20 protein-coding genes are annotated in these 26,896 nt (G+C 71.9%); 10 read left to right on the top strand and 10 right to left on the bottom strand.

Going from position 1 to position 26,896, the window contains the following annotated elements; genetic code table 11:
• Positions 1-15 precede the first annotated feature (15 nt).
• From treS to ACMCNO_RS15430, 4 genes are all read left to right on the top strand, one after another.
• The gene (treS, locus tag ACMCNO_RS15445; protein WP_412750125.1) at positions 16-1,770 is read left to right on the top strand and encodes a maltose alpha-D-glucosyltransferase; all 1,755 of its coding nucleotides are present in this window, start codon (positions 16-18) and stop codon (positions 1,768-1,770) included.
• Positions 1,770-3,086, top strand: a complete 1,317-nt coding sequence (locus ACMCNO_RS15440; protein ID WP_412750124.1) for a maltokinase N-terminal cap-like domain-containing protein — start codon at positions 1,770-1,772, stop codon at positions 3,084-3,086. Before treS ends, ACMCNO_RS15440 begins: the two co-directional genes overlap by 1 nt.
• Positions 3,087-3,150: 64 nt before the next feature.
• A complete protein-coding gene (gene glgB, locus ACMCNO_RS15435) occupies positions 3,151-5,256 on the top strand; it encodes a 1,4-alpha-glucan branching protein GlgB (RefSeq protein WP_412753711.1) in 2,106 nt (701 codons plus the stop codon).
• Positions 5,257-5,464: 208 nt separating this feature from the next.
• A complete protein-coding gene (locus ACMCNO_RS15430) occupies positions 5,465-6,832 on the top strand; it encodes a hypothetical protein (RefSeq protein WP_412750123.1) in 1,368 nt (455 codons plus the stop codon).
• Here ACMCNO_RS15430 and ACMCNO_RS15425 read toward each other — a convergent pair whose 3' ends face one another.
• The gene (locus tag ACMCNO_RS15425) at positions 6,833-7,666 is read right to left on the bottom strand and encodes an alpha/beta hydrolase (RefSeq protein ID WP_412750122.1); all 834 of its coding nucleotides are present in this window, start codon (positions 7,664-7,666) and stop codon (positions 6,833-6,835) included.
• A gap of 555 nt (positions 7,667-8,221) precedes the next feature.
• On the opposite strand from ACMCNO_RS15425, the gene ACMCNO_RS15420 reads away from it, so the two are divergent.
• A complete protein-coding gene (locus ACMCNO_RS15420; protein WP_412750121.1) occupies positions 8,222-8,689 on the top strand; it encodes an NUDIX hydrolase in 468 nt (155 codons plus the stop codon).
• Positions 8,690-9,142: 453 nt separating this feature from the next.
• Here the strand turns inward: ACMCNO_RS15420 and ACMCNO_RS15415 are convergent, their stop codons facing one another.
• Positions 9,143-9,724 carry a dihydrofolate reductase family protein gene (locus ACMCNO_RS15415; RefSeq protein WP_412750120.1) on the bottom strand — a complete coding sequence of 194 codons (582 nt, stop codon included), beginning with the start codon at positions 9,722-9,724 and terminating at the stop codon, positions 9,143-9,145.
• Between the two features lie 272 nt (positions 9,725-9,996).
• Between ACMCNO_RS15415 and ACMCNO_RS15410 the strand changes: the two genes are divergently transcribed.
• Entirely contained in the window at positions 9,997-10,959 is a 963-nt protein-coding gene (locus ACMCNO_RS15410; RefSeq protein WP_412750119.1) for a helix-turn-helix transcriptional regulator, read from the top strand.
• Between the two features lie 125 nt (positions 10,960-11,084).
• Positions 11,085-12,107, top strand: coding sequence for a helix-turn-helix domain-containing protein (locus ACMCNO_RS15405; RefSeq protein ID WP_412750118.1), 1,023 nt, complete (start codon positions 11,085-11,087; stop codon positions 12,105-12,107).
• A gap of 31 nt (positions 12,108-12,138) precedes the next feature.
• Here ACMCNO_RS15405 and ACMCNO_RS15400 read toward each other — a convergent pair whose 3' ends face one another.
• Both ACMCNO_RS15400 and ACMCNO_RS15395 read right to left on the bottom strand, forming a co-directional pair.
• On the bottom strand, positions 12,139-12,654 hold the full coding sequence (locus ACMCNO_RS15400) for a GNAT family N-acetyltransferase (RefSeq protein ID WP_412750117.1): 516 nt from the start codon (positions 12,652-12,654) through the stop codon (positions 12,139-12,141).
• A 22-nt stretch (positions 12,655-12,676) separates the two neighbouring features.
• Entirely contained in the window at positions 12,677-13,396 is a 720-nt protein-coding gene (locus ACMCNO_RS15395; RefSeq protein ID WP_412750116.1) for a PP2C family protein-serine/threonine phosphatase, read from the bottom strand.
• Between the two features lie 64 nt (positions 13,397-13,460).
• Here ACMCNO_RS15395 and ACMCNO_RS15390 point away from each other — a divergent pair, with 64 nt between their 5' ends.
• Complete coding sequence (locus tag ACMCNO_RS15390; RefSeq protein WP_412753710.1) at positions 13,461-14,498, top strand: LuxR C-terminal-related transcriptional regulator; 1,038 nt, start codon at positions 13,461-13,463, stop codon at positions 14,496-14,498.
• A gap of 70 nt (positions 14,499-14,568) precedes the next feature.
• Positions 14,569-17,031, top strand: coding sequence for a Tex family protein (locus ACMCNO_RS15385; RefSeq protein ID WP_412750115.1), 2,463 nt, complete (start codon positions 14,569-14,571; stop codon positions 17,029-17,031).
• Positions 17,032-17,072: 41 nt separating this feature from the next.
• On the opposite strand, the gene ACMCNO_RS15380 is transcribed toward ACMCNO_RS15385, so the two are convergent.
• The 6 genes from ACMCNO_RS15380 to ACMCNO_RS15355 form a co-directional block, all read right to left on the bottom strand.
• Positions 17,073-18,827: a serine/threonine-protein kinase gene (locus tag ACMCNO_RS15380; protein WP_412750114.1), complete on the bottom strand. Its 1,755-nt coding sequence runs from the start codon at positions 18,825-18,827 to the stop codon at positions 17,073-17,075.
• A 140-nt stretch (positions 18,828-18,967) separates the two neighbouring features.
• Positions 18,968-20,875, bottom strand: a complete 1,908-nt coding sequence (locus ACMCNO_RS15375) for a serine/threonine-protein kinase (RefSeq protein WP_412750113.1) — start codon at positions 20,873-20,875, stop codon at positions 18,968-18,970.
• Complete coding sequence (locus ACMCNO_RS15370) at positions 20,872-21,741, bottom strand: cytochrome c biogenesis CcdA family protein (RefSeq protein WP_412750112.1); 870 nt, start codon at positions 21,739-21,741, stop codon at positions 20,872-20,874. The genes ACMCNO_RS15375 and ACMCNO_RS15370 overlap by 4 nt, the downstream gene beginning before the upstream one ends.
• Before the next feature lie 3 nt (positions 21,742-21,744).
• Complete coding sequence (locus ACMCNO_RS15365; protein WP_412753709.1) at positions 21,745-22,275, bottom strand: TlpA family protein disulfide reductase; 531 nt, start codon at positions 22,273-22,275, stop codon at positions 21,745-21,747.
• Positions 22,276-22,298: 23 nt separating this feature from the next.
• Positions 22,299-23,771: an NADH-ubiquinone oxidoreductase-F iron-sulfur binding region domain-containing protein gene (locus ACMCNO_RS15360; protein ID WP_412750111.1), complete on the bottom strand. Its 1,473-nt coding sequence runs from the start codon at positions 23,769-23,771 to the stop codon at positions 22,299-22,301.
• A gap of 52 nt (positions 23,772-23,823) precedes the next feature.
• A complete protein-coding gene (locus ACMCNO_RS15355) occupies positions 23,824-25,611 on the bottom strand; it encodes a translation initiation factor III (RefSeq protein WP_412753708.1) in 1,788 nt (595 codons plus the stop codon).
• A gap of 448 nt (positions 25,612-26,059) precedes the next feature.
• On the opposite strand from ACMCNO_RS15355, the gene ACMCNO_RS15350 reads away from it, so the two are divergent.
• Positions 26,060-26,887 carry a hypothetical protein gene (locus ACMCNO_RS15350; RefSeq protein ID WP_412750110.1) on the top strand — a complete coding sequence of 276 codons (828 nt, stop codon included), beginning with the start codon at positions 26,060-26,062 and terminating at the stop codon, positions 26,885-26,887.
• Positions 26,888-26,896: the final 9 nt, after the last annotated feature.

Here is a 26,896-nt window from a genome sequence, read left to right as displayed (position 1 = left end):
GGGTAGGTGGGAACGATGGACCAGACGAGTCAGGTCGACCCGGCCGAGGGCAGTCACCTCGAACACCGCACGGTCGAGCACCCCAACGCGGACGACTTCGGCCACGCCCGGGTGCTGCCCGCGGACCGCACCTGGTTCCAGCGCGCCGTCTTCTACGAGGTGCTCGTCCGGGCGTTCTACGACTCCGGAACGGACGGCTCCGGCGACCTGCGCGGGCTGATCGAGCGCCTGGACTACCTCCAGTGGCTGGGTGTGGACTGCCTCTGGCTCCCCCCGTTCTACGACTCCCCGCTGCGCGACGGCGGCTACGACATCCGCGACTTCTACAAGGTGCTGCCCGACTTCGGCACGGTCGACGACTTCGTGGCACTGCTCGACGCGGCGCACAAGCGCGGCATCCGGGTGATCACCGACCTGGTCATGAACCACACCTCCGACTCGCACCCGTGGTTCCAGGCGTCGCGCAGCGACCCGGACGGCCCGCACGGCGACTTCTACGTGTGGAGCGACACCAGCGAGCCCTACCCCGACGCCCGGGTGATCTTCGTGGACACCGAGGAGTCCAACTGGACCTTCGACCCGGTACGCCGCCAGTTCTACTGGCACCGCTTCTTCTCCCACCAGCCGGACCTCAACTACGAGAACCCGGCCGTGCAGGAGGCCATGCTCGACGTACTGCGGTTCTGGCTCGGCCTGGGCATCGACGGCTTCCGGCTGGACGCGGTGCCGTACCTGTTCGAGGCCGAGGGCACCAACTGCGAGAACCTGCCCGCCACGCACGCGTTCCTCAAGCACTGCCGCAAGGTGATCGACGACGAGTTCCCGGGACGGGTGCTGCTGGCCGAGGCGAACCAGTGGCCCGCCGACGTGGTCGAGTACTTCGGCGACCCGAAGAGCGGCGGCGACGAGTGCCACATGGCGTTCCACTTCCCGCTGATGCCGCGGATCTTCATGGCCGTCCGCCGGGAGTCCCGCTTCCCTATCTCCGAAATCCTGGCCCAGACTCCAGAAATTCCGGAGAACTGCCAGTGGGGGATCTTCCTGCGCAACCACGACGAGCTCACCCTGGAGATGGTGACCGACGAGGAGCGCGACTACATGTACGCGGAGTACGCGAAGGACCCGCGGATGAAGGCCAACGTCGGCATCCGGCGCCGCCTCGCGCCCCTGCTGGAGAACGACCGCAACCAGATCGAGCTGTTCACCGCGCTGCTGCTGAGCCTGCCCGGCTCCCCCGTGCTGTACTACGGCGACGAGATCGGCATGGGCGACAACATCTGGCTCGGCGACCGCGACGGCGTGCGCACCCCGATGCAGTGGACCCCGGACCGCAACGCCGGCTTCTCCACCGCCAACCCCGGCCGGCTCTACCTGCCCGCCAACCAGGACCCGGTGTACGGATACCAGGCGGTCAATGTGGAGGCCCAGCGCGACAACTCGGCGTCGCTGCTCAACTGGACCCGCACCATGCTGGCGGTGCGCCGAAGGCACGAGGCGTTCGCGGTCGGCACGTTCCGTGAGCTGGGCGGCTCCAACCCGTCCGTGCTGGCGTTCGTGCGCGAGGTCGGCGACGACGTGGTGCTGTGCGTCAACAACCTGTCCCGCTTCCCCCAGCCCATCGAGCTGAACCTGCAGCAATGGAACGGCTACACCCCGGTCGAGCTGACCGGGCACGTGAACTTCCCGCGCATCGGTCACCTGCCGTACCTGCTGACCCTGCCCGGACACGGGTTCTACTGGTTCCAGCTGTGCGGCACCGAGGAGAAGTGATGACGCTGCCGTTCGCCGACTGGCTGCCCCGCCAACGCTGGTACGCGGGCCGTACCCGCACCCTGGAGTCCGCGAAACCGGCATCGAGCACCGCGCTGCGCGACGACCTCGACCTGATCCTGGTCGACGTCACGTACACCGACGGCAGCTCGGAGCGCTATCAGGTCCTGGTCGCCTGGAACTCCGGCCCGATCCCCGAGTACGCCGCGATCGCCACGATCGGCACGGACGGCGACCGCACCGGCTACGACGCCCTCTACGACCCGGAGGCCGCCAGCTACCTGCTGTCGCTGCTCGGTTCGCCCCGCGCGGTCGGCGACGTCGTGTTCGAGCCGGAGCCCGGGGTGGCTCTGCGGCTCGATGCGGCGCCGCGGGTGTTCGACGCCGAACAGACCAACACCAGTGTGATCTACGAGCAGGCGGCGATCCTCAAGGTGTTCCGCCGGGTCGCCACGGGCGTCAACCCGGACATCGAACTGAACCGGGTGCTCGGCCGCGCCGGCAACCCGCACGTGGCACGGCTGCTCAGCTCGTTCGAGACCACCGAGAGCGGCGAGCCGTGCGCCCTGGGCATGGTCACCGCGTACGCGGACAACTCGGCCGAGGGGTGGGCGATGGCCACCGCCAGTGCCCGCGACCTGTTCGCCGAGGACGCGGAGCTGCGCGCGGACGAGGTGGGCGGCGACTTCTCCGGCGAGTCGTACCGGCTGGGTGAGGCCGTGGCCAGCGTGCACCGGACCCTGGCCGAGCAGCTGGGCGTCGGCCCGTCACCGTTCCCGGTGGACGCGGTGCTGGCCCGGCTGCGGGCCGCGGCCTCCGCCGTGCCGGAGCTGGCCCCGCACGTGCCCGCGATCGAGGCGCGGTTCCGGAGCCTGACCGGCAGCCGGGTGGACGTGCAGCGGGTCCACGGCGACCTGCATCTGGGCCAGGTGCTGCGGACCCCGTCCGCCTGGCTGCTGATCGACTTCGAGGGCGAGCCGGGCTCGCCGCTGGACGAGCGGCGGCTGCCGGACTCGCCGCTGCGCGACGTCGCCGGGGTGCTGCGCTCCTACGAGTACGCCGCGTACCAGTTGCTCGTCGACACCGACGACGAGCAGGAGCATCTCGCCGCCCGGGCCCGGGAGTGGGTGGACCGTAACCGGGCTGCCTTCTGCGACGGGTACGCTGCGGCGGCAGGCATCGACCCGCGTGATCAGGCCCCGCTGCTCGCGGCGTACGAGTTGGACAAGGCGGTCTACGAGGCCGTGTACGAAGCCCGGCACCGGCCAGGGTGGTCGCGGATCCCGTTGCGCGCCATCGCCCGCCTCGTCGGCTGACCACGGAGGAGTTTCGATGATCGGGCACAGCACCTCGGCGTCCTCGGCCGCCGACGAGCGGGCAATGCATGCGGTGATCAACGGGGACACCCACGACCCGCACGCGATCCTCGGGGCTCACCCGCACGGCGGCCGCACCGTGATCCGTACGCTGCGGCGCGGCGCCGCCCACGTGACCCTGCTGTTCGGCGGCGAGAAGGCGCCGATGGCCAAGGTGCACCCGGACGGCATCTTCGCGGTCGACGTCGCGGGCACGGTGCTCGACTACCGCCTCGACGTGGACGGGGTGGAGTCCGACGATCCGTACCGTCACCTGCCCACCCTGGGCGAGCTGGACCTGCACCTGATCGGCGAGGGGCGCCACGAGAAGCTGTGGCAGGTGCTCGGCGCGCAGCACCGCGGCACCGGAGTGGCGTTCGCGGTGTGGGCGCCCAGCGCCCGCGGGGTGCGCATCGTGGGCGACTTCACCAGCTGGGGCCCGCACGACGGCTGGCCGATGCGCTCGCTGGGCTCCAGCGGGGTGTGGGAACTCTACGTGCCGGGCGCCGCGCCCGGCACGCGGTACAAGTTCCGGATCCTCGGCCGCGACGGGGTGTGGCGGGAGAAGGCCGACCCGATGGCCCAGCACACCGAGATTCCGCCGCAGACCGCGTCGGTGGTGTACGAGTCCGGCTACGAGTGGGGCGACGGCGAATGGATGACCGCCCGGGCGTCCCGGCACCCGCACCAGGACCCGATGAGCATCTACGAGGTGCATCTGGGCTCGTGGCGCCCCGGCCTGTCGTACACCGAGCTCGCCGAGCAGCTCACCGAGTACGTGGTGGACACCGGCTTCACCCACGTCGAGCTGATGCCCGTGATGGAGCACCCGTTCGGCGGCTCGTGGGGCTACCAGGTCACCGGCTACTTCGCACCGACGTCCCGGTTCGGCACCCCGGACGAGTTCCGCCACCTCGTGGACACCCTGCACCGGGCCGGCATCGGGGTGATCCTCGACTGGGTGCCCGCCCACTTCCCCAAGGACGAGTGGGCGCTGGCCCGCTTCGACGGCACCCCGCTGTACGAGCACGGCGACTGGCGCCGCGGCGAGCACCCCGACTGGGGCACGTACGTCTTCGACTTCGGCCGCACCGAGGTCCGCAACTTCCTCGTCGCCAACGCGCTGTACTGGTGCCAGGAGTTCCACGCCGACGGCCTGCGGGTCGACGCGGTCGCGTCGATGCTGTATCTGGACTACTCCCGCAAGGACGGCGAGTGGACCCCGAACCAGTACGGCGGACGGGAGAACCTCGACGCGATCAGTTTCCTGCAGGAGATGAACGCGACCGTCTACAAGCACTGCCCCGGCGTGGTGACGATCGCCGAGGAGTCCACGGCGTGGCCCGGGGTCACCCGGCCCACCCACCTGGGCGGCCTCGGCTTCGGCTTCAAGTGGAACATGGGCTGGATGAACGACACGCTCACCTACATGGGCAAGGAGCCCATCCACCGGCAGTGGCACCACCACCAGATGACCTTCGCCACGGTGTACGCGTGGAGCGAGAACTACATCCTGCCGATCAGCCACGACGAGGTGGTGCACGGCAAGGGTTCGCTGACCGGCAAGATGCCCGGCGACGAGTGGCAGAAGCTGGCCAACACCCGTGCCCTGCTCGGCTTCATGTGGGCGTTCACCGGCAAGCACCTGATCTTCATGGGCGCCGAGATGGGCGACGAGCGGGAATGGAACGAGGCCCGCGGCCTGGACTGGGACCTTCTGCAGGACCCCGCCCGGGGCGGCATCCGCCGCCTCGTGCAGGACCTGAACCGGGTGTACCGCGACACCCCGGCACTGTGGACGCAGGACACCGAGCCGAGCGGCTTCCGCTGGATCAGCGCCGAGGACTCGCAGCACAACGTGTTCTCGTTCCTGCGCTTCGCCCCGGGCGGCGACACCCTCGCCTGCGTGGTCAACTTCGCCGCGGTCCCGCACGAGGGCTACCGCATCGGTCTGCCCCGGCCGGGGGTGTGGCGCGAGGTGATCAACACCGACAGCGAACTGTACGGCGGGTCCGGCGTCGGCAACCTGGGCCAGGTGACCGCCGAACCCCAGCCGTGGCACGCCCTGGACTTCTCGGTCTCGCTGCGGGTGCCCCCGTTGGGCGCCGTGTGGCTCCGCCACGAACGCTGAGCGGACCGACGCCACCCCGTCCAGGTACCTCCGCAGTGCGGGCCTGGATGAGGTTGCTTGAGATGCCGCGGCGCCGCTGATGTACTGATTCGGCCGTCGAGGGGGTGCCGTGTCGCGTCATCCGGAGACCGTGGCCAGCCGCAGGCCGAACGAGGCTCTGATCAGGGCCCGTGCCGCCCTTCGGTCCCCCTACCTTCCGGGGCGAAGGATGTCGCGTTCGGAGCTGGCCGACGCCGTGAACCAGGCACTCGACAGACTGTTCGGCGATCGACCGAACATCGCATGCCACTACGTCACCGGCCGCTGGATCGGAAATCTGGAACGTGGTGACCACCATTGGGCCAGCCGGGAACGCCGGTCAGCACTGCGGGAGGTCACCGGGGCGGCATCCGACCACCAGCTCGGACTGCACCCACCACGCCCCGCGGAGCGTGGCGTCAGCGGCGAAATCTTCGCCGAAGTAGACCCGGATGGAGGGCAGAGTCCGCCGACTGGTGCGTCGTCCGCACTCCGCATGAGCCGGGCTCTCCCGCCCGTCCGTAGTCCGCACGGTGCCGATCGACAGCACCCGGCCGTTGTGGGGTCGATCCCATCGGTTGGTGGCCTGTTCCCCACGGCAGAGGCGAGCGCTGCTTCCGCGCCGACGCTGAACGACCTTGACCGGTTTGATGCCATCGTGCGTGAGGCGGGATCACGCACGGCCCCGGAACTGGTGGCATACCTTGACGAGTGTCTGGGACGTTGTGCCGCCGACGATGGACTTCGCGGCCCCCGCTTCGCGCTGCCCGCCACCTTGGGCGTCGTCTCGATGGTGCAGCACGCTGCAGGAGGTTCCAGACCGGAGCTCCGGCGTCCCCTGCTGGAAGTTGGCGCCCGCGCCGCCGAACTTGTCGGCTGGCTTTGTCGAGATTCCGGTCAGGCAAGTGCCGCCGAGTACTGGCGCGATCGCGCTTCAGAGTGGGCCATGGAGGCCGGTGATTTCGCGATGCCGGGATACGTCCTGATCAAGAAGAGTCAGTCCGCGTGGGACGACCGCGACGCACGCCGGATGCTCGGACTTGCCGAGGCCGTTCAGGAGGGACCATGGCAGCTGCCCACCCGGGTGATGGCGGAGGCGGTGCAGCAGCGGGCCCGTGGTCTTGCCATGCTCGACGCACGGACGCAGGACGTCGATGACGTCCTCAAGCGGGCAGAGGATCTGCTGGTGCATGGTGTCGACGAGGGCACCGAGCTGGCCGCGCACTATGACATCGTGTTGTTCCGGTTGCAGAAGGCCATCTGCCTCGGCGAATCAGGCCGCCCAGAGGAAGCGGTGGAGTTCTTCGAGTCGAGCTTGACGCCGGGCACATTGTCCACCCGCGACCACGCCTACTTCTCGGCGTTGAAAGCACAAACCCTCGCGGCCGCACATCGCCCGGACGACGCGGCTACCACTGGCTCGGCGGCGTGGAGCGCTGCAGTCACGGCCGGATCGGCTCGCACCGTGCGGGAATTGTCGCGCCTTCGGCGCGATCTCGAGCCGTGGCGTGCACGACCCGAGGTGGCCTCGTTTCTGCGATTGATGCAGCAGACGTGATCAGACGAGCCATTCAGCAATGGACTGGATGGCCGCCGATTGCCATTCCTGTGTCCGCGGATCGAGGTAGCGAGGATCGTCGTGCACGGCAATACCGTGCTGTGCCCCTTCGAACTCGATCAGCTTCACCGGCGCGGGGACCCTGGCAGCGAGATCACGGGAACTCTGCACCGGGATGAACGTGTCAGCGGTGCCATGCAGGATCAGCGTAGGCACCGCGATCCGCTCAACGGCTTGGTCTGGACGAAGGTGGAAGACCTCGTTGAGAAGCGGGCGTCCGAGTTTGAAGGTCGGCGAGTGGGGCAGGAAGCCGTTCTCCGACAGCTCACGTCCAGCGGATTCGTCGATCTGGTCATCGGACCAGTAGGGCTTGTCGTCGACGAAACGTCCCTTGTAGTTGACCAGTGGGTTGATGAGGACCAGCCGGTCGAGATCGGTGGGCCGATGACCGGCGTAGTACCCGCAGATACCGCCACCGAAGCTGGCGCCGAGGAGGTTCACCACCGTCGTGCCCGCCTGCGTTCGCGCGTGCGCAACGGCCGACCGGATGTCGTTGAGGACCCCGGCGATCGTCAGGTCCTCCTGGCGCCCCTCACTCTCGCCATGCCCGCGCAGGTCGAAACGCAGGGACGCAACGCCCGCCGTCGCCATGCCGTCGGCAAGGCGGGTGAAGAAGCCGCCCTCGTCCCGCGTGACGCCACCACCGTGCACCAGCACCGTGACGGAGCGGGGGTGGGTGGACGGTTTCGCGAAGGTCCCGGCCAACCGCAGGCCGTCGAGGCTGCGGAAGGTGGTTGATGTCGTCGATCCTTCGTGTTGATCCTCGTCAGACACGTCGTGGCCTCCAACCCAGCAGCGCCGTCTCCGCTCAGGGTAGTGCCGAAACCGGCTGACTCGTCTGATCCGAACGCCAGGGCCCCAGGCATGCCACCGGTCCGTCCACACGTCGGTAACCCAAGTCCGAGCACTGGTCGGTATTCCCGCGATGGCCGCCGTCGGCGATCGTGTAAGCACCGTCGGTGACGCACACGACCTCATGCTTGGGCTCATGGCAGTCGTCGACGACCCGTCAGCTCGAGGCTTCACGCCCGTCGACGTCGGCGACGGCAGAACGAGGTGATCTCCGTGGCGTACGTAACTACCCTCACGCTCGGCTTCTGCGCGGGCTTGTTCAGCTTCAAGATCAAGAGCCGGTGGTGTCCACAGTGTGGCGAGCAATTGCGTTGCCCGAAGGGGCACGGCCGGACCGCCGACCGCGCGGGGATGCGATGACAGGCGCCGCACCATCGTCATGGCTGCCGCGACGGGTCCGCCGGGCGGCTCTGCACCATCGACTGAAGGCGGGCGGTCGGCGCTCCATCCGCGGCTCGGTAACGGAGGCATGACATCATGGGACGGGTCGAATATTGGAACGATCCCGAAGCACCGAAGCCGAACACGCTCGTACCTGCATGCGGTGTTATCGCAGTCGACGATGCCGGCAAGCTCTTGTTGCAGCGTCGTCGGGATACTGGCCAATGGGCGTTACCCATGGGCAAACAGGAGTTGGGCGAGACTCCGTCCGAGTGTGCCGTACGGGAAACCCTTGAAGAGACCGGGATAACCGTTGAGATCCTCGGGATCGTGGGAATCTACTCCGATCCCGGGCACATTGTCGCGTACACAGATGGAGAGATACGCCAAGAATATGAGGTGACGTTCCTGGCTCGGCCGTTGCGCGGCGCACCGACTGAGAACGATGAGGCGAGTGCAGTCGGCTGGTTCACACCCGAGGAATTGCTCACCTTGGACATCCACCCAACGATGCGCAGACAAATAGCGGATTATCTGAACGGCGACATGCCGCATGTCGACTAAGGGTGAATGCAATTATCGGCTGCGGGGCGCCCCACGGTGACCTGAAGGTGTACGTCTGCACCGTGATCTCCTGAAGCCGGTGCCGGACTACGGCGCCGCCTATCACCGTGCGCAAACCGGCTCTTCACAGTTGAGGGTGTGGTCGCTTGTTGGATGGTGACGCGCGTCGGTCCCCGGTAGCTGCCGAGGTCTTCCGAGGATGGAGGTTCCTACGCCGTCCATCTGGAAGACCTCCACGTGTGCGCAGGAAGACCCCCGGGACACCGTCACGCGGGAGCTGGCGCACGAGCCGCTGGGCTGGCGACCGACCACCCTGCTGGTGACGATCCGCCGGTACCGGTGCATCGGATGTGAGCATTCCCCAGGCGGCCTCGACCGATGCGCAACACAGCTGAAGGCCCGATCTTGTGTCACCGTCCGCAGTGGACTTGTTCGTGTACCCGCTCAGATCGGTCAACGGCGCACCCGATAGCGCACGTGAAGCACCCGGTTGCCCTGAATCACCACGTCAGGATCCTCCAACAGGTGCTGCGCGCGGACCGACCCGAAGTAGCGCTTGCCGGACCCGAACACGACGGGTACGACGTCCATGCGCACCTCGTCGACCAGGCCCGCGGCAAGCACCTGCCCACCGACCTCGCCGGCGGCGACCTCGACCATGCGGTCACCCGCCAGTTCCTGCGCCTTGGCCACGGCTGCCTCGACGCCGTCGACGAAGTGGAACGGCGCCTCGGGGTCCCAGCCCTCAGGCTCCTGCCGGTGCGTCACGACGACCACGTGGTCGATCCCGCTCGGGGGCTTCCCGCCCCAGCCGTCCGTCATGTCGAAGACGTGGCGGCCGACGATCGTCACCCCGATCTGGTCCCAGTACGGCCGGGTGTAGTCGTAGGACGTCTGCGACACCTTCACCTCGCCGCTCTCGTCCAACGGGACGTCACCGCTGGACAACCAGTCGAACAGCGGTCCGGGCTGGTCATTCTCGTCCGCGACGAAGCCGTCCACCGACACCGAGCTGTACATGACCACCTTGCCCACGGGGCTCTCCTCTGCTTCGGGGTGCCCTCAAATTAGCGCCCGACCTCCCGGAATGCCTTGTAGATCGGGTTTTTGTACGAGTTCGACGACAATCGGCCCATCAGCGTCACCGAAGACACTGTGCATTGTGCGAGACACTGTGCATTGTGAAGAGCCGCCAGACCAGACAGCACTCGCAGGCCAGGCGATTCAGCCGCAGACCGGCGGGCGTACGGTAGGGTTCCGGATCGAACCCCTGCGCTCATGACACCCACCTCAAGCGGACGAGCTGCGTGCCCAGCACCATGCATTCCCAGGCCAATGACCGGAATCGGATCGAGTTCGCCACCACCGACCCCGACCGCGCCCGCGCCTACCTCAGTGCCGCGTTCGACTCGGCCATGACCATCCGCTGCCACCCGGACGCCTACCGGCTCCGGCACACCCGGCTCAGCGCTGGATCGTTCTGCCTCGACTCCCTGGACCACCAGGCCGTCATCGAATACCGCTCCGGCCCGGATACGCCGATCATGGTGACGCGGGTCCATCGTGGAATGCGCACCGACCTTGACCGCGACGTCCGGTACGGCATCGGTGACCTGGGCCTGCACGTCCACACGGGCGGGCCCCACCGGGTACGGCAGGAGGCCCTGGTGGGCTCGCTGGTCGGCATCGCCCCGCAGGTCGTCGCCGAGGTCGCCGGCAACGACCCCGAGCGTCCCCGGCCCCCGCTGCGCTTCACCTCCGCACGCCCGGCCGGTCCGGCCGACGTCCGCCGCTGGCTGCATGTCGTCGACTACGTCACCGACAGCGTGCGGAACGCCCCCGAGTTCATCACCCACCCCCTGCTGGTCGGCCCGTTCGCGCGGCTCCTCGCCGCGACCCTGCTCACCACGTTCCCCAACACCTGCGCCACCGAGCCGCAGCATTACGACCGCACCGACGCCACCGTCGCCGCCCTGTCCCGCGCGGTCGGCTTCATCGAGGCCAACGCGGACCTCGACATCAGCGTCGTCGACATCGCCCGCGCCGCCCGCGTCACCGTCCGTGCCGTGCAGCGCGCCTTCCGTCGCCATCTCGGCACCACCCCCACGGCCTACCTGCGGCGGATCCGGCTGGCCCGTGGCCACCAGCAGTTGCGGGACGCCGGCCCCGGCGTCACCGTCCAGGAGATCGCGGCGCGCTGGGGCTATGCCGACCCCGCCCGGTTCGCGGCCGACTACCGCCGCGCCTACGGGCAACCACCCGGCCGCTAGCGACCGCCGAGGGCGACTGCCCGGCTGTCCAGCGCGCGCGTGGCGTGGGAGGGTGGAGACACCCCCGGCCGCCGGAGCGGCCTGTACCGCCGCACAGACCGGGGTCACGCAGTCAGGGAGTGGTCATGTCGGACCAGGACACCACTGCAGACCGGTGCCCGGACGGTGATGCGACGGCACCAGATGGTCGAGAGACGCCACGGCACATCTCCCGGATCCACACCCAGGACCCCGACGAGCACTACGCCTGGATCGCCACCCGCTACAACGGCCATCGACGGCAGGTGCGACCCCGCTCCCGCGGGTTCGAGTTCTTCTCCGAGTCGGGGGCGGTGGGTGCGCTCACCCTCGACTACTCCCGCTACACGGCGGCGACCAGTCACGCCGCATGGCCGCCGATGCCGTTCGTCGCGGCCGGGCGCCTGTTGTCCGGGCGGCACCAGACCTGCTGGCACGGCACCGAGGTGCGGGTCGCCAAGCATGGCGTGCTGCTGTTCCCACCCGACGGCTTCTCGCTGCTCAACGACTGTTGCTGGTACGCCAGCGTGCGGATGCCGCTGGGCGTGCTGCAGCGGGTGGCCGAGGAGCAGACCGGACTGGACCCGGCGGGGCTGCACTTCACCGACCTGCGGCCGATCTCGCCCGCGGCACAGCGGCAGTGGCTGGTCACCGTGGAGTTCGTGCGGCGCGGAATCTACACCGGCATTCTGGAGCCGCCCCTGCTGCTGGCCGCCGCGGAGCAGGCGGTCGCGGCGAGCCTGCTCGCGACGTTCCCGAACACCGCCACGACCACGGAGCAGCGCAGGCCGCGCGATCCGGCCGGTGCGGCGACCGTGCGCCGGGCGATCGCGTTCATCGACGCCCACGCCGGGGAGCCGATCACCGTGACCGACATCGCCGCCGCGGCCCAGGTCGGACCACGCACCCTCGGCCAGGCGTTCCACCGGCACCGCGACACCACCCCGCTCGCCTACCTGCGCCGGGTCCGGCTGGCCCGCGCCCACGATCAGCTGCTGGCCGCCCAGCCGGGCGACGGCACGACGGTCGCCGCCGTCGCCGTCCGCTGGGGCTTCGGTCACATCGGCCGGTTCACCGGCGCCTACCGGCAGGAGTACGGCCAACCGCCCGGCCAGACCCTGCGCAGGTGATCCCGGCAGAGCGGACCGGACGCGGCCGTCTTCAATGACGGGTGAGCCAGTCCGTGGCGAGCAGGCCGTACAGCAGGTCGTCGGTCCACTCGCCCTTGGCCCAGGTGTGCTGACGGCGCAGCCCTTCGGAGGTGAAGCCGACGCGTTCGAGCAGGCGGGCCGAGGCGAGGTTGCGGGCGTCGCACTCGGCCGAGACACGGTGCAGTCCGCGTACCCGGAACAGGTGGTCCAGGACCGCGGTCACGGCCTCGGTGGCGTACCCGTGGCCGCGGTGCTGCGGCGCCAGGGTGAAGCCGAGATCCGCCTGCCGCCCGCCGGGGTGCGTGCCGACCCCGACGTCGCCGACCAGGACGTGATCGGCGGTGCGCTCGGCCGCGTACTGAAACCATCCCGGACCGTCGGGGTCGGCCACGGCCATCTCGGCGACGAACGCCCGCGCCGCGTCGAGTGAGAACGGGGCTTCCCAGGACTGGTAGCGGGCGGTGTCCGGATCGGACCGGTACGCCGACAGCGCCGCGGCGTCGGCGTCCCGGAACCGGCGCAGCACGAGGCGTTCCGTGGTGAGCAGGTCAGCCTGCCTCGACGTCGGCGACGATCACCGTGACGTTGTCGGGTGCGCCCGCCTCCAGCGTGCGGGCGATCAGTTCCGCCGCGCACTCCTGCCGGTCCGGGTGCTGGCGCAGCGTCTCGGCGATCACCTCGTCGGCGACGTAGTCGGAGAGCCCGTCGCTGCACAGCAGGAACCGGTCGCCCGGCTGCACCGGCACCATCCGCCCGGCCGGGCGCAGCGGGCCGCCCTGCACCGCCTGGGTGACCAGCGCGCGCTGCGGGTGGCGGCGTGCGTCGGCCGGGGTGAGCACCCCGGAGTCCACGAGCGCCTGCACGTAGGTGTCGTCGCGGGTGAGCTGGGTCAGCTGCCCGTCGCGGCTGAGATAGCAGCGGGAGTCGCCGACGTTCATCGCGGCCATCGCGTCCCCGGTCAGCATCAGGGCCGTCACGGTGGTGCCCATGCCGTCGCGGGCGCCGTCGTCCGCGACCGCCGCCTCGATCCGCTCGTTCGCGGTGCCCAGCGCCGTGATCAGATCCTGCAACGGCTCCCCCGAGTCGGGCATGGCGTCCACCGTCGCGAGCGTGCGTACCAGGATGTCGCTGGCCAGCTCCCCGGCGGGCAGGCCGCCCATGCCGTCGGCGACGACGAGCAGCCGGGCGCCGACGAACGCCGCGTCCTCGTTGTTGTCGCGCACGAGCCCTTGATCGGTGGCCGTGACGGCGCGTAGTACCAGCGTCATGCCACCAGACTGCCAAGAACCTGCGGTGCTGTCTGTAGTACCTACTACGTAGTGTTGGGTGGTGATGGCGGTACCAATGGTGGGTCGCGCCGCCGCGCTCGACGAGCTGCGGCGGGCGTGGCAGCGGGTCGACGACGAGGGCGGGTGCCTGCCCGCGGTGCTCACGGGTGAGCCGGGGACCGGCAAGAGCGCCCTGGTCGGGGCGCTGTTGCAGGACGTACGGCCGGGTGCGGTGCTGACCGGCGCGGCGCGGCTGCACTCCCCCGCGCCGTACGACTGGCTGGCCGCGGTGCTGGCCGGGCGGGACACGGACGCGCTGCCGGTGCCGCCGGACGCGCTGGCCTGGCTGGCCCAGCGCCCGGACGTCCCTCGGGAGCGGTACACCCCGGAAGCGCTGCTGCGGCTGGCGGTGGCCGCGGTGCGGGCGCTGGTCGGCGCCGGGCCCGCGGTGCTCGTGGTGGAGGACCTGCACGCGCTCGACCCGGCCAGCCTCAACCTCATCGGTGAGCTGGCCGCCACGGACCTGCCCACCCTGCTGCTGGTCACCAGCCGCCCGCCGGACGACGCGGTGTCCCCGCAACTTGCCGCGCGCAGCCTCGCCCGGCTCTCCGGGGTGCCCGGCGCGGTACGCCAGCACCTCGGCGCGCTGGACGCCGGGCACGTCGCGCAGATCATCGCGCACGCGTACCCGGACGCCAGCCCGTCGGCGCAGCTGGCGTCCGCGGTGTGGCGGCGCACCGGCGGTAACCCGTACCGGCTGACGGAGCTGCTGGCGATGGCGGCCGGGCGGGGCCCGGAGGCGCTGATCGACGAGCCGCTGCCCGGCTACCTGCAGCCCACCGGTCAGCACGCCGAACGCAGCGCCGGGGACCAGGTCCCCGAGCCACCGCTGACCGCCCGGGAGCGGGAGGTCCTCGGCTGCCTCGCCGAGGGGATGTCGAACAAGCAGATCGCCCGCGCACTGGGGATCTCGGTACGCACCGTGACGGTGCACGTGTCCAACCTGCTGCGCAAGACCGGCGCGTCGTCACGCACCGAAGTGGCCCTCCGGGCGGTGCGCGCCGGTACCCCCGCGGATCGTCACCCCAGCGTGCATGGATGAGCGGGGCGGCGAGACAACCCCCGGCGCCCTTGGGCACAATCGTCGCGGCAGTCCTACGAGAGGTGAACGAGTGACGACCACGATTCATCAGCGCATCGCCGAGGAGCTCGGGGTTCGCGAGCGCCAGGTGACCGCGGCGGTGGAACTGCTGGACGGTGGCGCGACGGTGCCGTTCATCGCCCGCTACCGCAAGGAGGTCACCGGCACCCTGGACGACCAGCAGCTGCGCACGCTGGAGGAACGGCTGGGTTACCTGCGGGAGCTGGAGGAACGCCGGGCGGCCGTGCTGGAGTCGATCCGCTCCCAGGGCAAGCTGGACGAGGCCCTCGAGGCGCAGGTGATGGCCGCCGACTCCAAGGCGCGGCTGGAGGACATCTACCTGCCGTACAAGCCGAAGCGGCGTACCCGCGCGCAGATCGCCCGCGAAGCCGGGCTGGAGCCCCTCGCCGACCTGCTGCTGGGCGACCCGGCCCGCGACCCGCGCGCCGAGGCGGCGGCCTACGTGGACGCCGACAAGGGTGTCGCGGACGCCGCCGCCGCGCTGGACGGCGCCCGCGCCATCCTCGTCGAACGCTTCGCCGAGGACGCCGACCTGATCGGTGAGCTGCGCGAACTCATGTGGACCAAGGGCCGGCTGATCGCGAAGGTGCGCGACGGGCAGCAGACCGAGGGCGCGAAGTTTGCGGACTACTTCGACTTCGCCGAGGCGTACGCGAAGCTGCCGTCGCACCGGATCCTCGCGGTGTTCCGCGGCGAGAAGGAGAACGTGCTCGACCTGACCATGGAACCGGAGCCGGAGGACGCGTCGTCGTTCGAGCCGCGCATCGCGGCCCGCTTCGGCGTGGCCGATCACGGGCGGCCCGGCGACAAGTGGCTGGCCGACACGGTGCGCTGGGCCTGGCGTACCCGGATCCTCGTGCACCTCGGCGCGGACCTGCGGCTGCGGCTGTGGCAGGCGGCCGAGGACGAGGCGGTCCGGGTGTTCGCGGCCAACCTGCGGGACCTGCTGCTGGCCGCGCCCGCGGGCACGCGGGCCACGATGGGCCTGGACCCCGGTTTCCGTACGGGCGTGAAGGTGGCCGTGGTCGACGCGACCGGCAAGTGCGTGGCCACCGAGACGATCTACCCACACGTGCCGCAGAACAAGTGGGACGAGTCGATCCACAAGCTGGCCGCGCTCGCCGCGGCGCACGGCGTGGAACTGGTCGCCATCGGCAACGGGACCGCGTCGCGGGAGACCGACCGGCTGGCCGCCGACCTGATCAAGCGGCATCCCGAGCTGACGCTGACCAAGGTGATGGTGTCCGAGGCGGGCGCCTCGGTCTACTCGGCCTCCGCGTACGCGTCGCAGGAGCTGCCGGGGATGGACGTGTCGCTGCGCGGGGCGGTCTCCATCGCCCGCCGCCTGCAAGACCCGCTCGCCGAGCTGGTGAAGATCGACCCACGGTCGATCGGGGTCGGGCAGTATCAGCACGACCTGTCCGAGCTAAAGCTGTCGAAGTCACTGGACGCGGTCGTGGAGGACTGCGTGAACGCGGTCGGGGTCGACGTGAACACCGCGTCCGCGCCGCTGCTGACCCGGGTCTCCGGCATCGGTGCCGGGCTGGCCGAGAACATCGTGCTGCACCGCGACGCGAACGGGCCGTTCCGCAACCGGTCCGCGCTCAAGCAGGTGGCCCGGCTGGGCCCGAAGGCGTTCGAGCAGTGCGCGGGCTTCCTGCGCATCCCGGGCGGCGACGACCCGCTGGACGCCTCCAGCGTGCACCCCGAGTCGTATCCGGTGGTCCGCACGATCCTCGCGGCCGCGGGCTCGGACCTGCGGTCGGTGATCGGCAACAGCCCGCTGCTGCGCGGGCTCAAGCCGGACCGGTTCGTCACGGACACGGTCGGGCTGCCCACGGTCACGGACATCCTGCGCGAGCTGGAGAAGCCGGGCCGGGACCCGCGGCCCGCGTTCACCACCGCCACCTTCGCCGAGGGCGTCGAGAAGATCGCCGACCTGAAGCCCGGGATGATCCTGGAGGGCGTGGTCACGAACGTGGCCGCGTTCGGCGCGTTCGTGGACGTCGGGGTGCATCAGGACGGCCTGGTGCACGTGTCCGCGCTGTCGGACACGTTCGTGCAGGACCCGCGCGAGGTGGTGAAGTCCGGCGACGTGGTCAAGGTCCGCGTGGTGGAGATCGACGAGGCCCGCAAGCGGATCTCGCTGACGATGCGGTTGGAGGACACCCCGCGCCGGGAAGCGGGTGGCCGGTCCCGCGACGGCCGTCCCGGCCAGGGCCAGCAGCGCCAGGGCGGCGGCGGTTCAGGCCAGGGCCAGCGGCGGCAGGGCGGCGGCTCGGGCCAGGCCGAGCAGCGGCAGGGCGGCCAGCGACAGGGCGGCCAGCGACAGGGCCAGCCGCGCGACGGTCGGCAGGGCGGTCAACGGGGTCGCACAGGCGGGTCCAGCTCGGGCGGGTCCAGCTCGGGCGGCAGCTTCAACGGTGGCGCGATGGCGGACGCCCTGCGCCGGGCGGGCCTGGCCAAGGACTGATCCCGCAGCGGGGTGACGCGGGACCGCGTCACCCCGGCCGGTCAGTGCGCGGGGTAGATCTGGACGTTGCGGAACGCCACCTCGTACGGCTGCCCGGCGGGCACGCCCTCCTCGGTGAAGATGCCCAGCACGACCCGCCCGTCGATGAGATCGCGGTCCTGTAGCGGCACGGTGCCGAGCGCCGCGCCGTCGCGCTGCACCACGATGGTGTCGTCGGCGATGGTCACCGTCACGTGGGTCGGCGGGCCGCCGACGACGAGCGGGGCGGCGTCCAGCGGGAAGGTCTTGTAGACGTCCGGGTTCGCCCGCTTGTGCACGCCCACGTACACGGCCTTCTCGCAGAACCGCACCTGGTAGCCACGGTTCACCTTGAACCGCAGCCAGATGCTCCCGCAACTGCCCGGCGTACGCAGCTGCAGATCCACCTCGGTGCGCAGGTCGCTGGGCAGCTTGTCCGCCGGGCCGCGGCAGCGGAACGATCCGCCGCTCTCCCGGCGCACCACCAGGGCCCCGTCGAACGAACAGCTCGCCTTCTCGTCCTCGTCCGAGGACAGCTGCCACAGCGACGGAGCCGCCAGGGCGTCGGTGACCAGCGGGGTCGGCGACGTGGTGGAGACCGTCGCGCTCGCGGTGGGCTCGCCCGCGCCCGCGGACCAGGGCGGGCCGAACGCCAGCAGCGCGGCGACACCGAGCACCGCGGCCACCAGCGCCACGGCGGCGGCCACGGCCACCGTCCGGGCCGCCCCGCGCCGTGGTGCACCGGCCGCGTCGTCGGGCGGGGCCGACTGCACCGCCGCGACCGGGCGGGTGGTGGATTCGCCGTCGGCGGTCCCGGCCAGCCCGGGTGCCGGGTTCAGCATGGTGAGCTGCCGGTTCGTGTCGTACCCGGTGGCGGCCTGGGCCTCCTCGGTGGCCGCGCGCAGCCCCGGCTGGTGTGCCAGTGCGGCCGCCGCGGCCGGGGTCCGCTGCGCGCCGCTGACCAGCAGATCGAGCAGCTCGCGCGCGGTGGGCCGATTGGCCGGGTCCTTCTCCAGGGCATGCGCGACCAGGTCACGCAGGGGGCCGGAGAGACCCTCCAGGACGGGTGGCTGGGTGAGGATGCGTGCGGCGGTCGCGGTCGGCGAGTCGGCCGAGAACGGCGTCTTCCCCGTGCCCGCGTACGCCACGACGCTGCCCCAGGCGAAGATGTCCGCGGCCGGGGTCAGCGTGTGCCGGACGTCGTCGCCGAAGCGCTCCGGCGCCATGTACGCCACCGTCCCGACCATCTGGTCGGTGCGGGTCAGACCGGTGGTCGCCTCCAGGGCGCGGGCGATGCCGAAGTCGATCACCTTGGGGCTGCCGGGTGCCAGCAGCACGTTGCGCGGTTTGAGGTCGCGGTGGATCACCCCGGCGCCGTGGATGGCGGTGAGCGCGGTGGCCACCCCGATCGCCACGGAGTGCAGGTTCGCAGCGGTCAGCGGGCCGCGGTCCTGCACGACGTCGGCGAGGCTGGGGCCGTCGACGTACTCGACCACGAGGTACGGCAGCTCGTGGTCGGGGTCCGCGTCGAGCACCTCCGCGGTGCAGAACGGCGGCACCTGCCGGACCCGGTCGACCTCGCTGCGGAAGCGCCGGCGGAACTCGTCGTCCGGCGCCAGGTCCGCCCGGACCACCTTGACCGCCACCAGCGTCCCGGCGGGATCCCGGGCCAGGTAGACCGTGCCCATGCCGCCCTGCCCGAGCCGCCCGACGACCTCGTATTTGCCCAGCTGGCGCGGGTCACGCGACCACAGCGGTGCCGCGCGCTCGTTCGTCATCGTGCCCCCACGCCTGTCCCCGCCCGTCGACGGCCGCCGACCCACGGCCGACTGGCACCTTATCGGGCAATGTCAGTGCCTGCGAACCCCCCCGCCCCGCGTTGCCGCCTAACTGACACTCCGTGATCGGCGCACGGGCCTCAGAGTGACTGGATCGCCACATCCGCGAAGGTCACCGAGGTCCGGGCGGCCGAGGCCGCCTCGCTGACCCCGAGCACCACCTGGCCCCGGTCGGGCCCGTCGGCGGGCAACCGGACCGCCCCGGCGAACTGCCCGGCCCGGAACACCTCGGCCCGCCCGTCGCGGACGACCAGGTGGATCCGGGTGTCGGCGCCGAGCTGGATCGGGCGCGACAGCGGCACCGTGCCGAAGACCTGAAGGTCACCGGGGGCGTCCGCGGCGACCGACAGCTCCCGCTGGCACACCCGCAGCACCTGACCGCCCGCCGCAGGGTCCCAGTGGAACCAGACGGCGGCGCACCCACCCGCGTCCAGCAGCGTGACGGTCACCTCGACACCCAGGTCACCCGCGAAGCGGTCCTCCGGGCCGGGGCACTGCAGCGTGCCGGGACCGGTGCGGGTGGCACGCAGCACCCCACGGAGCGTGCAGCCCGCGCCGTCGGCACGCGCCACGGTCTCGGCCCACTGTCCGGGTGAGTCGAGCGAATCCTGCAGGTTCGGCTCACCGCCGGTCGGCTCCACCGGCACAGGGTCCGCGGCTGCCGGGCCACCGCTGTCGCCGCCCGCGCTGCCGCCGTCCGGCCCGGAGCCCTTCCCGTTGGAGCCGTTGCCGCCGGGACCCTTGTTGCTGGAGCCGTTCCCGCCGGAGCCCTTGCCGCTGGAGTCGTCGGAGCCGTCCGGACCGCCGCCGCCCCCGTCCGCTTCGGAGCCGTCCGGACCGCCACCACCTCCGTTCGCGTCCGCGCCGGAGCCGTTCGAGCCGGATCCGTCCGTCGCGGCGCCGCGACCGGCGTCGGAGACGAACGCGTCGCGCGCCCGTTCGTCGAGGCGCAGCACCGCGGCGACCGTCCCGATACCCGCGAGGACCAGCAGCACCGCCAGGGCCGCCAGCAGGCGGCCACCGCGCGGACGGCGGGGGTACCCGGGGGCCTGCGCGACCGTCCGGCCCGCGTACGCCGGATGCCGGGCCGGGGGGTTGGGCAGCCGGGCCGGCGCCGGGTTCGCCCGGGGCGCGGCTGGACGCCGTACCGGGGCCTCGCCGAGCAGCATGTCCAGGAGTTCGCGCGCGGTGGGCCGGTCCGCCGGATCCTTGGCCAGCGCCAGCTCGACGAGGTTGCGCAAAGGTCCGGCCAGCCCGTCGAGGTGCGGCGGCTGGGTGAGGATGCGCGCGGCCGTGGCCGGCGGCGAGTCGGCCCGGAACGGGGTACGCCCGGTGCCCGCGTACGCGACCACACACCCCCAGGCGAAGACGTCCGCCGCGGCGGTGAGCGGGACACCCGGCTCGGAGGAGAACCGTTCCGGCGCCATGTACGCCACGGTGCCCACCATCTGATCGGTGCGGGTGAGCTGGCTGGTCGCCTCGAACGCCCGCGCGATGCCGAAGTCGATGACCTTGGGGCTGCCCGGGGCCAGCAGCACGTTCTCCGGCTTGAGGTCGCGGTGGATGACCCCGGCGCCGTGAATGCCGGCCAGCGCGGTGGCCACCCCCACGGCCACGGAATGCAGGTTCGCGGGGGTCAGCGGCCCCCGCTCGTCGACCACCTGCCCCAGACTCGGCCCGGGCACGTACTCGACCACCAGGTACGGCGGCTGGTGTTCGAGGTCGGCGTCCAGCACCTCCGCGGTGCAGAACGACGGGACCTGGCGCGCCCGCTGCACCTCGCTGCGGAACCGCTGGGAGAACTCCGGGTCGTGGGCGAGCGCGGCGTGCACCAGCTTGACCGCCACGGGGCCGCCGTCCGGATCCTCGCCGAGGTAGACCACGCCCATGCCGCCGGAGCCGAGCCGCCCGACGAGCCGGTAGCGGCCCAGCCGGCGCGGGTCGTTGCGGTGCAGCGCCTGCACCGGGGGCGGGGCGGACACACTCATCGGGCATCACCCATCTCCGGGCGTGGCCGGCGCGGCCACCACAGGCCCGCCGCCACGAGCGCCACCAGGACCGTGGCCAGCCATGCCGCGCCGACGCCGCCGAGCAGGTCACTGATCCGTTGCTGCACGGCGGTGGCGGCCGCGACGAGCGGATCGTGCCCCGCGACCCGCAGGTCCCGGGCGAGGCGCAGCTCATACCAGCCGTAGTAGGCGACGTACCCGCCGCAGGCCAGCAGCACCGCGCCGCCGAGGCGGGGCGCCACCGCGGCGGCCCGCCGCAGCCGGGTCACGGCCGAGGTACGGGCCAGTGCCACGGCGACCGCGACGACGCCGACCACCAGCGCCATGCCCACCGCGTACGCCGCGAACAGCGCCAGCCCGGCGCTGGACGACCCGGCCCGCAGGCCCGCGGCCACGATCGCCAGGAACGGCCCGGCGGCACAACCGAGGGAGGCCAGCGCGTACGCGGCGCCGAACAGTGCCGTGGAGGCGAGTGAACCGGTCAGCCGGGGGGCGCGCAGCCGGGCGCCGAGCGCGGGCAGGGAGCGTCCGGCCAGCAGCCAGCCGCCGGTCGCGGCCAGCGCCACCCCGAGCACGACAGTCATCCACGGCAGGTGCGGCTGTACCCGGGCGGCCACCGGCGCGACCACGAGGCCGAACGCGCCGAACACGGCCACGTACCCGACGGTGAGCGCGGCGGTGCAGCGCAGCGCGCGGCCCACCGCGGCCGCGCCGGCACGCGGACCGGCCGGTCCGTCACCGGCCGACACCAGCAGGGACAGGTACGCGGGCAGCAGCGCGAAGCCACACGGGTTCACCGCGCCGAGCATCCCGGCGGTCAGCGCGAGCAGCACCGGCACCTGCACGACTCAGGCCACCAGCGCCTTGATCTGGGCGGTGAGCTGCTGGTCGTCCAGGTACCCCGAGGTGCGCACCTTACCGGCGCGGTCCAGCAGCACGTACATGCTCTGCTCGGTGATCCCGAAGCGGCGCCACAGGACGCCCTGCCCGTCGTCCAGGTGCGGCACGGTGCCCACGTTCAGGTCCGCCACGAACTTGTGCATCGCCGTGTTGTCACCCAGTCCCGCGATGCCGAGCACGGCGAGCCGGTCGCCGTACGTGTCCCTGAGGTCGGCCACGGACTGCGCCTCGGCGGCGCAGGTGGCGCACCAGGGGGCCCAGAACCACAGCACAGTGGGGCGGCCCGCGAGGGTCGCCGCGTCGAACGCCGCGCCGTCGAGGGTGCGTCCCGTGAACCGGAGGTTGGCCGGCACGCCGGATCCGGCGGAACCGGTGCCCGAGCCTGCGGCGGTCGCGACGGATTCGGCTGCCGGGGCCGGGCGGGCGGCGCAGCCGGCCGTGGCGGCGGCGAGGCCGGCGGCCGCCACCGCCAGTGCCATTGCCGCCGCCACGGCCCGCCGGGTCACTTGCCGGCCGCCTCGGTGAGCCGCAGCGCGAGCGCCGGGCACACGTTGACGGCCCGGCGGGCCCCGTCCTCCAGCCACGGGGGCAGCGGGGTCGTCGGGAATGCCGGGAAGCCGTTGGCGTCCAGCCGGATGATCTCGGGGGCGACCGCGGAGCACAGCCCGTGCCCGTCGCACCGGGACCAGTCCAGGGCGAGCTTACGGACGCCCTGGTTCTGGTGGTACGGCAGCGGCAGGATGCCGCGCACCTGCTTGCCGCAGCCCTCGCCGTTGGCGTGCGCCGCGACGTCTTTGTGGAAGATCTCCAGCGCGGACAGCGCGAACCGGGCCGTGCCGTCCGGATGGCTGCACGCGCCGCGGCCCTTGACCACGCCCGCGGCGGCCCGGACGTCCTCCAGCGCGTTGCCGCCCAGCGAGACCAGGGTGACCGAGCGGGCCAGGTCGGGCAGGCCGAGCCGGCACGGCCCGCACTGCCCGGCGGACTCCCCGGCCAGGTACTGGGTGACCTGGGCGACCTCGCCGAGCGGGCAGGTCGACGACCCGATGGGCAGCAGCATGCCGGCGCCGAGGGTGGCCCCCGCCTTGGCGAAGCCCTTGCGGCTGATCGTGACGGTCTTCGCGGCCTCCGCGGACAGCCACTTGCCGTGGTAGCCGCCGACCAGGATGCCGGGGCCGATGTCCGCGCCGCACATGGTGAGGATGTCCATCAGCGGGGTGCCGGTCGGCGCCTCGACGACCGCGGGCGCGGTGGCCGAGCCGCCGACGGTGAGCATGACCGTGCCCGGCTCCTCGGGGATGCCGACGCTGTTGTACTCCCACGGACCGAGCCGCGCGGCGATGGCCAGCTGCGAGTACGTCTCGGCGTTGGACAGCAGGGTGGGCAGGCCCATCACGCCGTTGTCGCTGGAGCGCACCTTGCGGCCGGGCGGGATGTGCGCCTCGCCGTTGATGCCGCGCACCAGGGCACCGCCCTCGCCGGAGATGAACCGGTGCGGCACCGTGACGATCCGGGTCGGTACGGGCATCTTGCGCTCGGACAGCGCCGCGGCCAGCGAGTCCTGGCCGATGCCGTCGTCGGCGACCCCGATGACGATCTCCTCGGCGTCGAGCGCGGCGGCGGCCAGCGCGGCACCGTCGAGGATCAGGTGCGGGCCGCGGGTGAGGATCGCCTTGTCCTTCCAGGACGGCGGTTCACCCTCGGTCGCGTTGACCACGATGACCGGCGGCAGGTCCTGGCGGCGGCACGAGTCCAGCACCGCGCGCACCTTGCGGGCGAACGGGAACCCCGCGCCGCCCCGGCCGCGCAGCTCGATGCGGTCTGCCAGCCCGATCAGCTCCCCCGAGCTGAGCGCCGCGAAGCCGCCGTGTACCTCCTGGTGGGCGACCAGGTCGAGGCGGCCGTACTCGTCGAACCCCGCGGTGATGCGCGGGGTCCCGATGGCGGTGACCGGTGGAACCTTGGACGCGCTCATGGCCGCGCCCCCCGGCGCTGCCCCGCGTCACCCCTGCCGTGGTGGTGCTTGTTCACTGCGCTTCTCCTCGCAGCTGACGCCAGTACTGGTCGTCGGCCACATCGTCGGTGCTACGGCCCCGGCCGCGGCGAGCCCCCCGGCTCGCCCCGCGCGGGGCTTCGGGCTGTTCGGCCCTGCGGGCCCGCCGCGACGCCATGTCCACGAGGGTCGGCGTGTCGTCGGGCTCCAGGTCGGGACCCCACGCCTGGCGGTCGTACTGCGGGCCGCCGAGGTCGACGAACTCGCTGCGGCTGTGCCGGCCGGAGTCGGCCCGGTCGACGTCGCCGCCGCGATCCCCACGGTCGCGCCGGGAGCGGGGCGCGGGCGAGGGGTCGTCAGAGTACCGGGCCGAACGGGGTTCCGGGGGGCCCGCCGAGTAGCCGGGATCGGCCCACCGATCGGCGCGGCGGGGCCGCTCGTCGGCGTACCCGTCGTCCTCGGCGGAGCGGCGCCCGCGGGGCAGGTCGTCGGCGTACCGGCGGCCACGGGGCTCGTCGTCGCCGCGCGAGGCGCGGCGGGGCTCGTCGTCGGCGTACCAGCCGCGGGCCGGGGCGGCCTCGATGGCCCGGCGCGGCCGGGGGGCGGGCTCGTCCTCGGCGTACCGGCCGGAACGGGTCTCCCGCTCGTAGCGGGGCGGCTCGTACCGCTCCTGCTCGCCGGTGCGGCGGCGCGAGCGCGGGGCCGGCTCCTCGTCGGCCTCGAAGCGGCGGCGGCCCGACTCGATGGCCCGCCGCGACATCGCCCGGGTCTCCTCGTCGTAGCCGGGGGCCGCGCGCCGGGCAGGCTCCTCGGCCTGGGCATGACGGCGCGAGCGGGGCGCCTCGTACTCGTCCTCCCGCCGGCCACGCGGCGCGCGGTCCTCGTCGGCGTCGCGGCGCGAGCGCCGGTACGCCTCGTCGCCGGGCCCGGACCGGGCGCCAGCCACCTTGGCGGGCGGGGCGCCGTCCGTCTTGGCGGCGGCGGGCTTCTCCGCGGCCGGTGCGGCGGCCGGGACCCACGGCTCCAGCACCGCGGTCTCGGTGAGGCCCGGGTTGGAGGCGATCCGGTCGCTGTCGCGGCGCGGCGAGCGCTTCTTCATCCCCGCGCCGGCGCTGGGCGTGAGCTTGCCGACCGGCTTCATGGAGCCCGTGCTGGTGCCGGACTGGGAGGCGAAGTCCTTCTTACGGTTCAGGCTGACGGAGACGCGGACGGCGAGGCCGAGGACGACCAGCAGGGCGCAGACGACGTAGCTGACGATGACCCAGACCGCGGCGGGACGGCCCGCGTTAAGGCCGTGCACCATCGCGATCGGCCACATCAGGTACGAGCTGGCGTGCACCGAGCGCCACATCCACGGCTTGCCGCGGCCGATGAACCGGGCGCGCGCGATGCCGGTCCACAGGACCAGCACCATGATGATCCCGGAGATCGTGCCGAAGCCGACGTAGAAGTTCGCGTTCAGGAACGGGATGAACATATCGATCACCTGGATGTGCTGCTCCATGAGCTTCGCCCACAGGTGCACGCCGAGCGCGCCGACGGCGATCACGCCGAAGGTGCGGTGGGCGGACTGCAGCAGGACGCGCTGCCGGATGGAGAGCACGAGCCGGTCGGTGCTGACCAGGCCGAGCATGATGGTGATCGAGAGCGACACGAGCGTGAGTACACCCATGTACCACTCGAGATAGGCGAAGACGTAGACGTAGAGGACGCGGCCGGCCGGGATCAGCATCATGGCGGCCCAGATCGCCAGGAGGATCGAGACCGCGAGGATCGCGATCGTGATCTTCGATGGCGGTGTGGGACCACCGGTGGCATCCATCGGCACGCTTCCACGATTGGCGGATCGTTGGTTCAGCTTCGTCCGGGCCATTGACTCCTCGTTCTCCGCAGCGGTCGCGTCTCGGCGGGCCTTCCTGACGCCGGCACCCGTGGGGGGTGCCCCGCGCTATTCCGTTGGGCGGTGCCGCTGACCTACCTCTCTCACCCTGCGTTGCGGCTGGTCCCTGCCCAATCCCCATCTACGTGCCGGGGGCGCGTGCGGATGAACGATCCGGAACTTCTTTGTCGGCAACTTTGCACCGGGCTGGTATTGCGCCCGGCTATATGGCCTCTGACCTGCGGCGACATCGGAGTGCAACCGAGGGGTAGGAGGAAAGTAAGGTCCCCCCAGCGGGATATCCCGCACACGCGGTGAACCTTTCGGCGGCCCCGCCCGAACTACCTCGTGAGCGAGCAAGCTGACGCCTGAGCGTAAGGAGATGGTCGCCGTGCGGCATCGTGCTGCCCTGCTCTCGGCGGTGCCGGCGGTCGCGGTCGCGGCCGCGTTCCTGGCCCTGCCCACTGCCGCATCGGCGGCGCCCGGTCCCGGCCCCGGTGGCGCCGAGGTACGCATCACCGAGGCGCCCCAGACACTCGCCCCGGGCGACGACGCGGGCACGGTGACCGCCGTGGTCACGACGGACCGCGGCGGCCGTTGCCGCAAAGTGCGCTGGTCGGCGGTGCTGCGGGCGGAGGGCCTGCGCCTCGATCAGGTACGCGTGCAGCGGGTCGAGGACGACGGCGACTTCCCGGTGCAGGTGCAGACCGCCGGTGACGCCGCGCGCCTGACGGACGTGCAGTTCGATCCGGGCGAACTGTGCCGGGGCAAGACCGTGACGGCGCGGTACCGGGTCGCCGCGGACGAGGACGCGCCGCAGGGCCGGGTCACGCTGGAGGTGCAGGCGTTCGATGTGGGCGTGCGGCCCCTGGGGGCCGCGGTCACGACCGCCGCGGTGCAGGGCGGGGCGGATCCGGAGCCGAGCGAGTCCGATGAGGCCGAGCCGAGCCCGTCACCGGACGAGTCGGACGAACCCGGCGCCGGCGCGGCTGGCGGCGACACCGCGGAACCGCCCGGGCGGGCCCCGGGCGCGACCGCCCCGGCGGCCGACAACGCCGCCGCCTCCGCCTCGGACGGCTCCCCCAGCCTGCTCGGACCCGGCCTGATCGTCGGGGCGCTGCTGGTCTTCGCCGGGGTGGGGCTCCTGCTGCGGCTGCGCACGCGCAACCGGCTGGCGGCTCAGCAGACCATGCCGACGAGGTTCTACCCGGCCCCCTGACCCGGCGGA

It is taken from the genome of Krasilnikovia sp. M28-CT-15, from assembly GCF_047159595.1.
Lineage (GTDB): Bacteria > Actinomycetota > Actinomycetes > Mycobacteriales > Micromonosporaceae > Actinoplanes.
Note: the sequence above shows the minus strand (reverse complement) of the source record. Positions and strands in the feature narration are given on the sequence as shown.

Coding starts and splice junctions, on each gene's coding strand:
- ACMCNO_RS15390 (WP_412753710.1), top strand. CDS start 13,461: ATGGCGGTACCAATGGTGGGTCGCGCCGCCGCGCTCGACGAGCTGCGG.
- ACMCNO_RS15360 (WP_412750111.1), bottom strand. CDS start 23,771: ATGAGCGCGTCCAAGGTTCCACCGGTCACCGCCATCGGGACCCCGCGC.
- ACMCNO_RS15420 (WP_412750121.1), top strand. CDS start 8,222: ATGGGACGGGTCGAATATTGGAACGATCCCGAAGCACCGAAGCCGAAC.
- ACMCNO_RS15355 (WP_412753708.1), bottom strand. CDS start 25,611: ATGGATGCCACCGGTGGTCCCACACCGCCATCGAAGATCACGATCGCG.
- ACMCNO_RS15405 (WP_412750118.1), top strand. CDS start 11,085: ATGTCGGACCAGGACACCACTGCAGACCGGTGCCCGGACGGTGATGCG.
- glgB (WP_412753711.1), top strand. CDS start 3,151: ATGCATGCGGTGATCAACGGGGACACCCACGACCCGCACGCGATCCTC.
- ACMCNO_RS15430 (WP_412750123.1), top strand. CDS start 5,465: ATGTCGCGTTCGGAGCTGGCCGACGCCGTGAACCAGGCACTCGACAGA.
- treS (WP_412750125.1), top strand. CDS start 16: ATGGACCAGACGAGTCAGGTCGACCCGGCCGAGGGCAGTCACCTCGAA.
- ACMCNO_RS15375 (WP_412750113.1), bottom strand. CDS start 20,875: ATGAGTGTGTCCGCCCCGCCCCCGGTGCAGGCGCTGCACCGCAACGAC.
- ACMCNO_RS15365 (WP_412753709.1), bottom strand. CDS start 22,275: ATGGCACTGGCGGTGGCGGCCGCCGGCCTCGCCGCCGCCACGGCCGGC.
- ACMCNO_RS15380 (WP_412750114.1), bottom strand. CDS start 18,827: ATGACGAACGAGCGCGCGGCACCGCTGTGGTCGCGTGACCCGCGCCAG.
- ACMCNO_RS15440 (WP_412750124.1), top strand. CDS start 1,770: ATGACGCTGCCGTTCGCCGACTGGCTGCCCCGCCAACGCTGGTACGCG.
- ACMCNO_RS15395 (WP_412750116.1), bottom strand. CDS start 13,396: ATGACGCTGGTACTACGCGCCGTCACGGCCACCGATCAAGGGCTCGTG.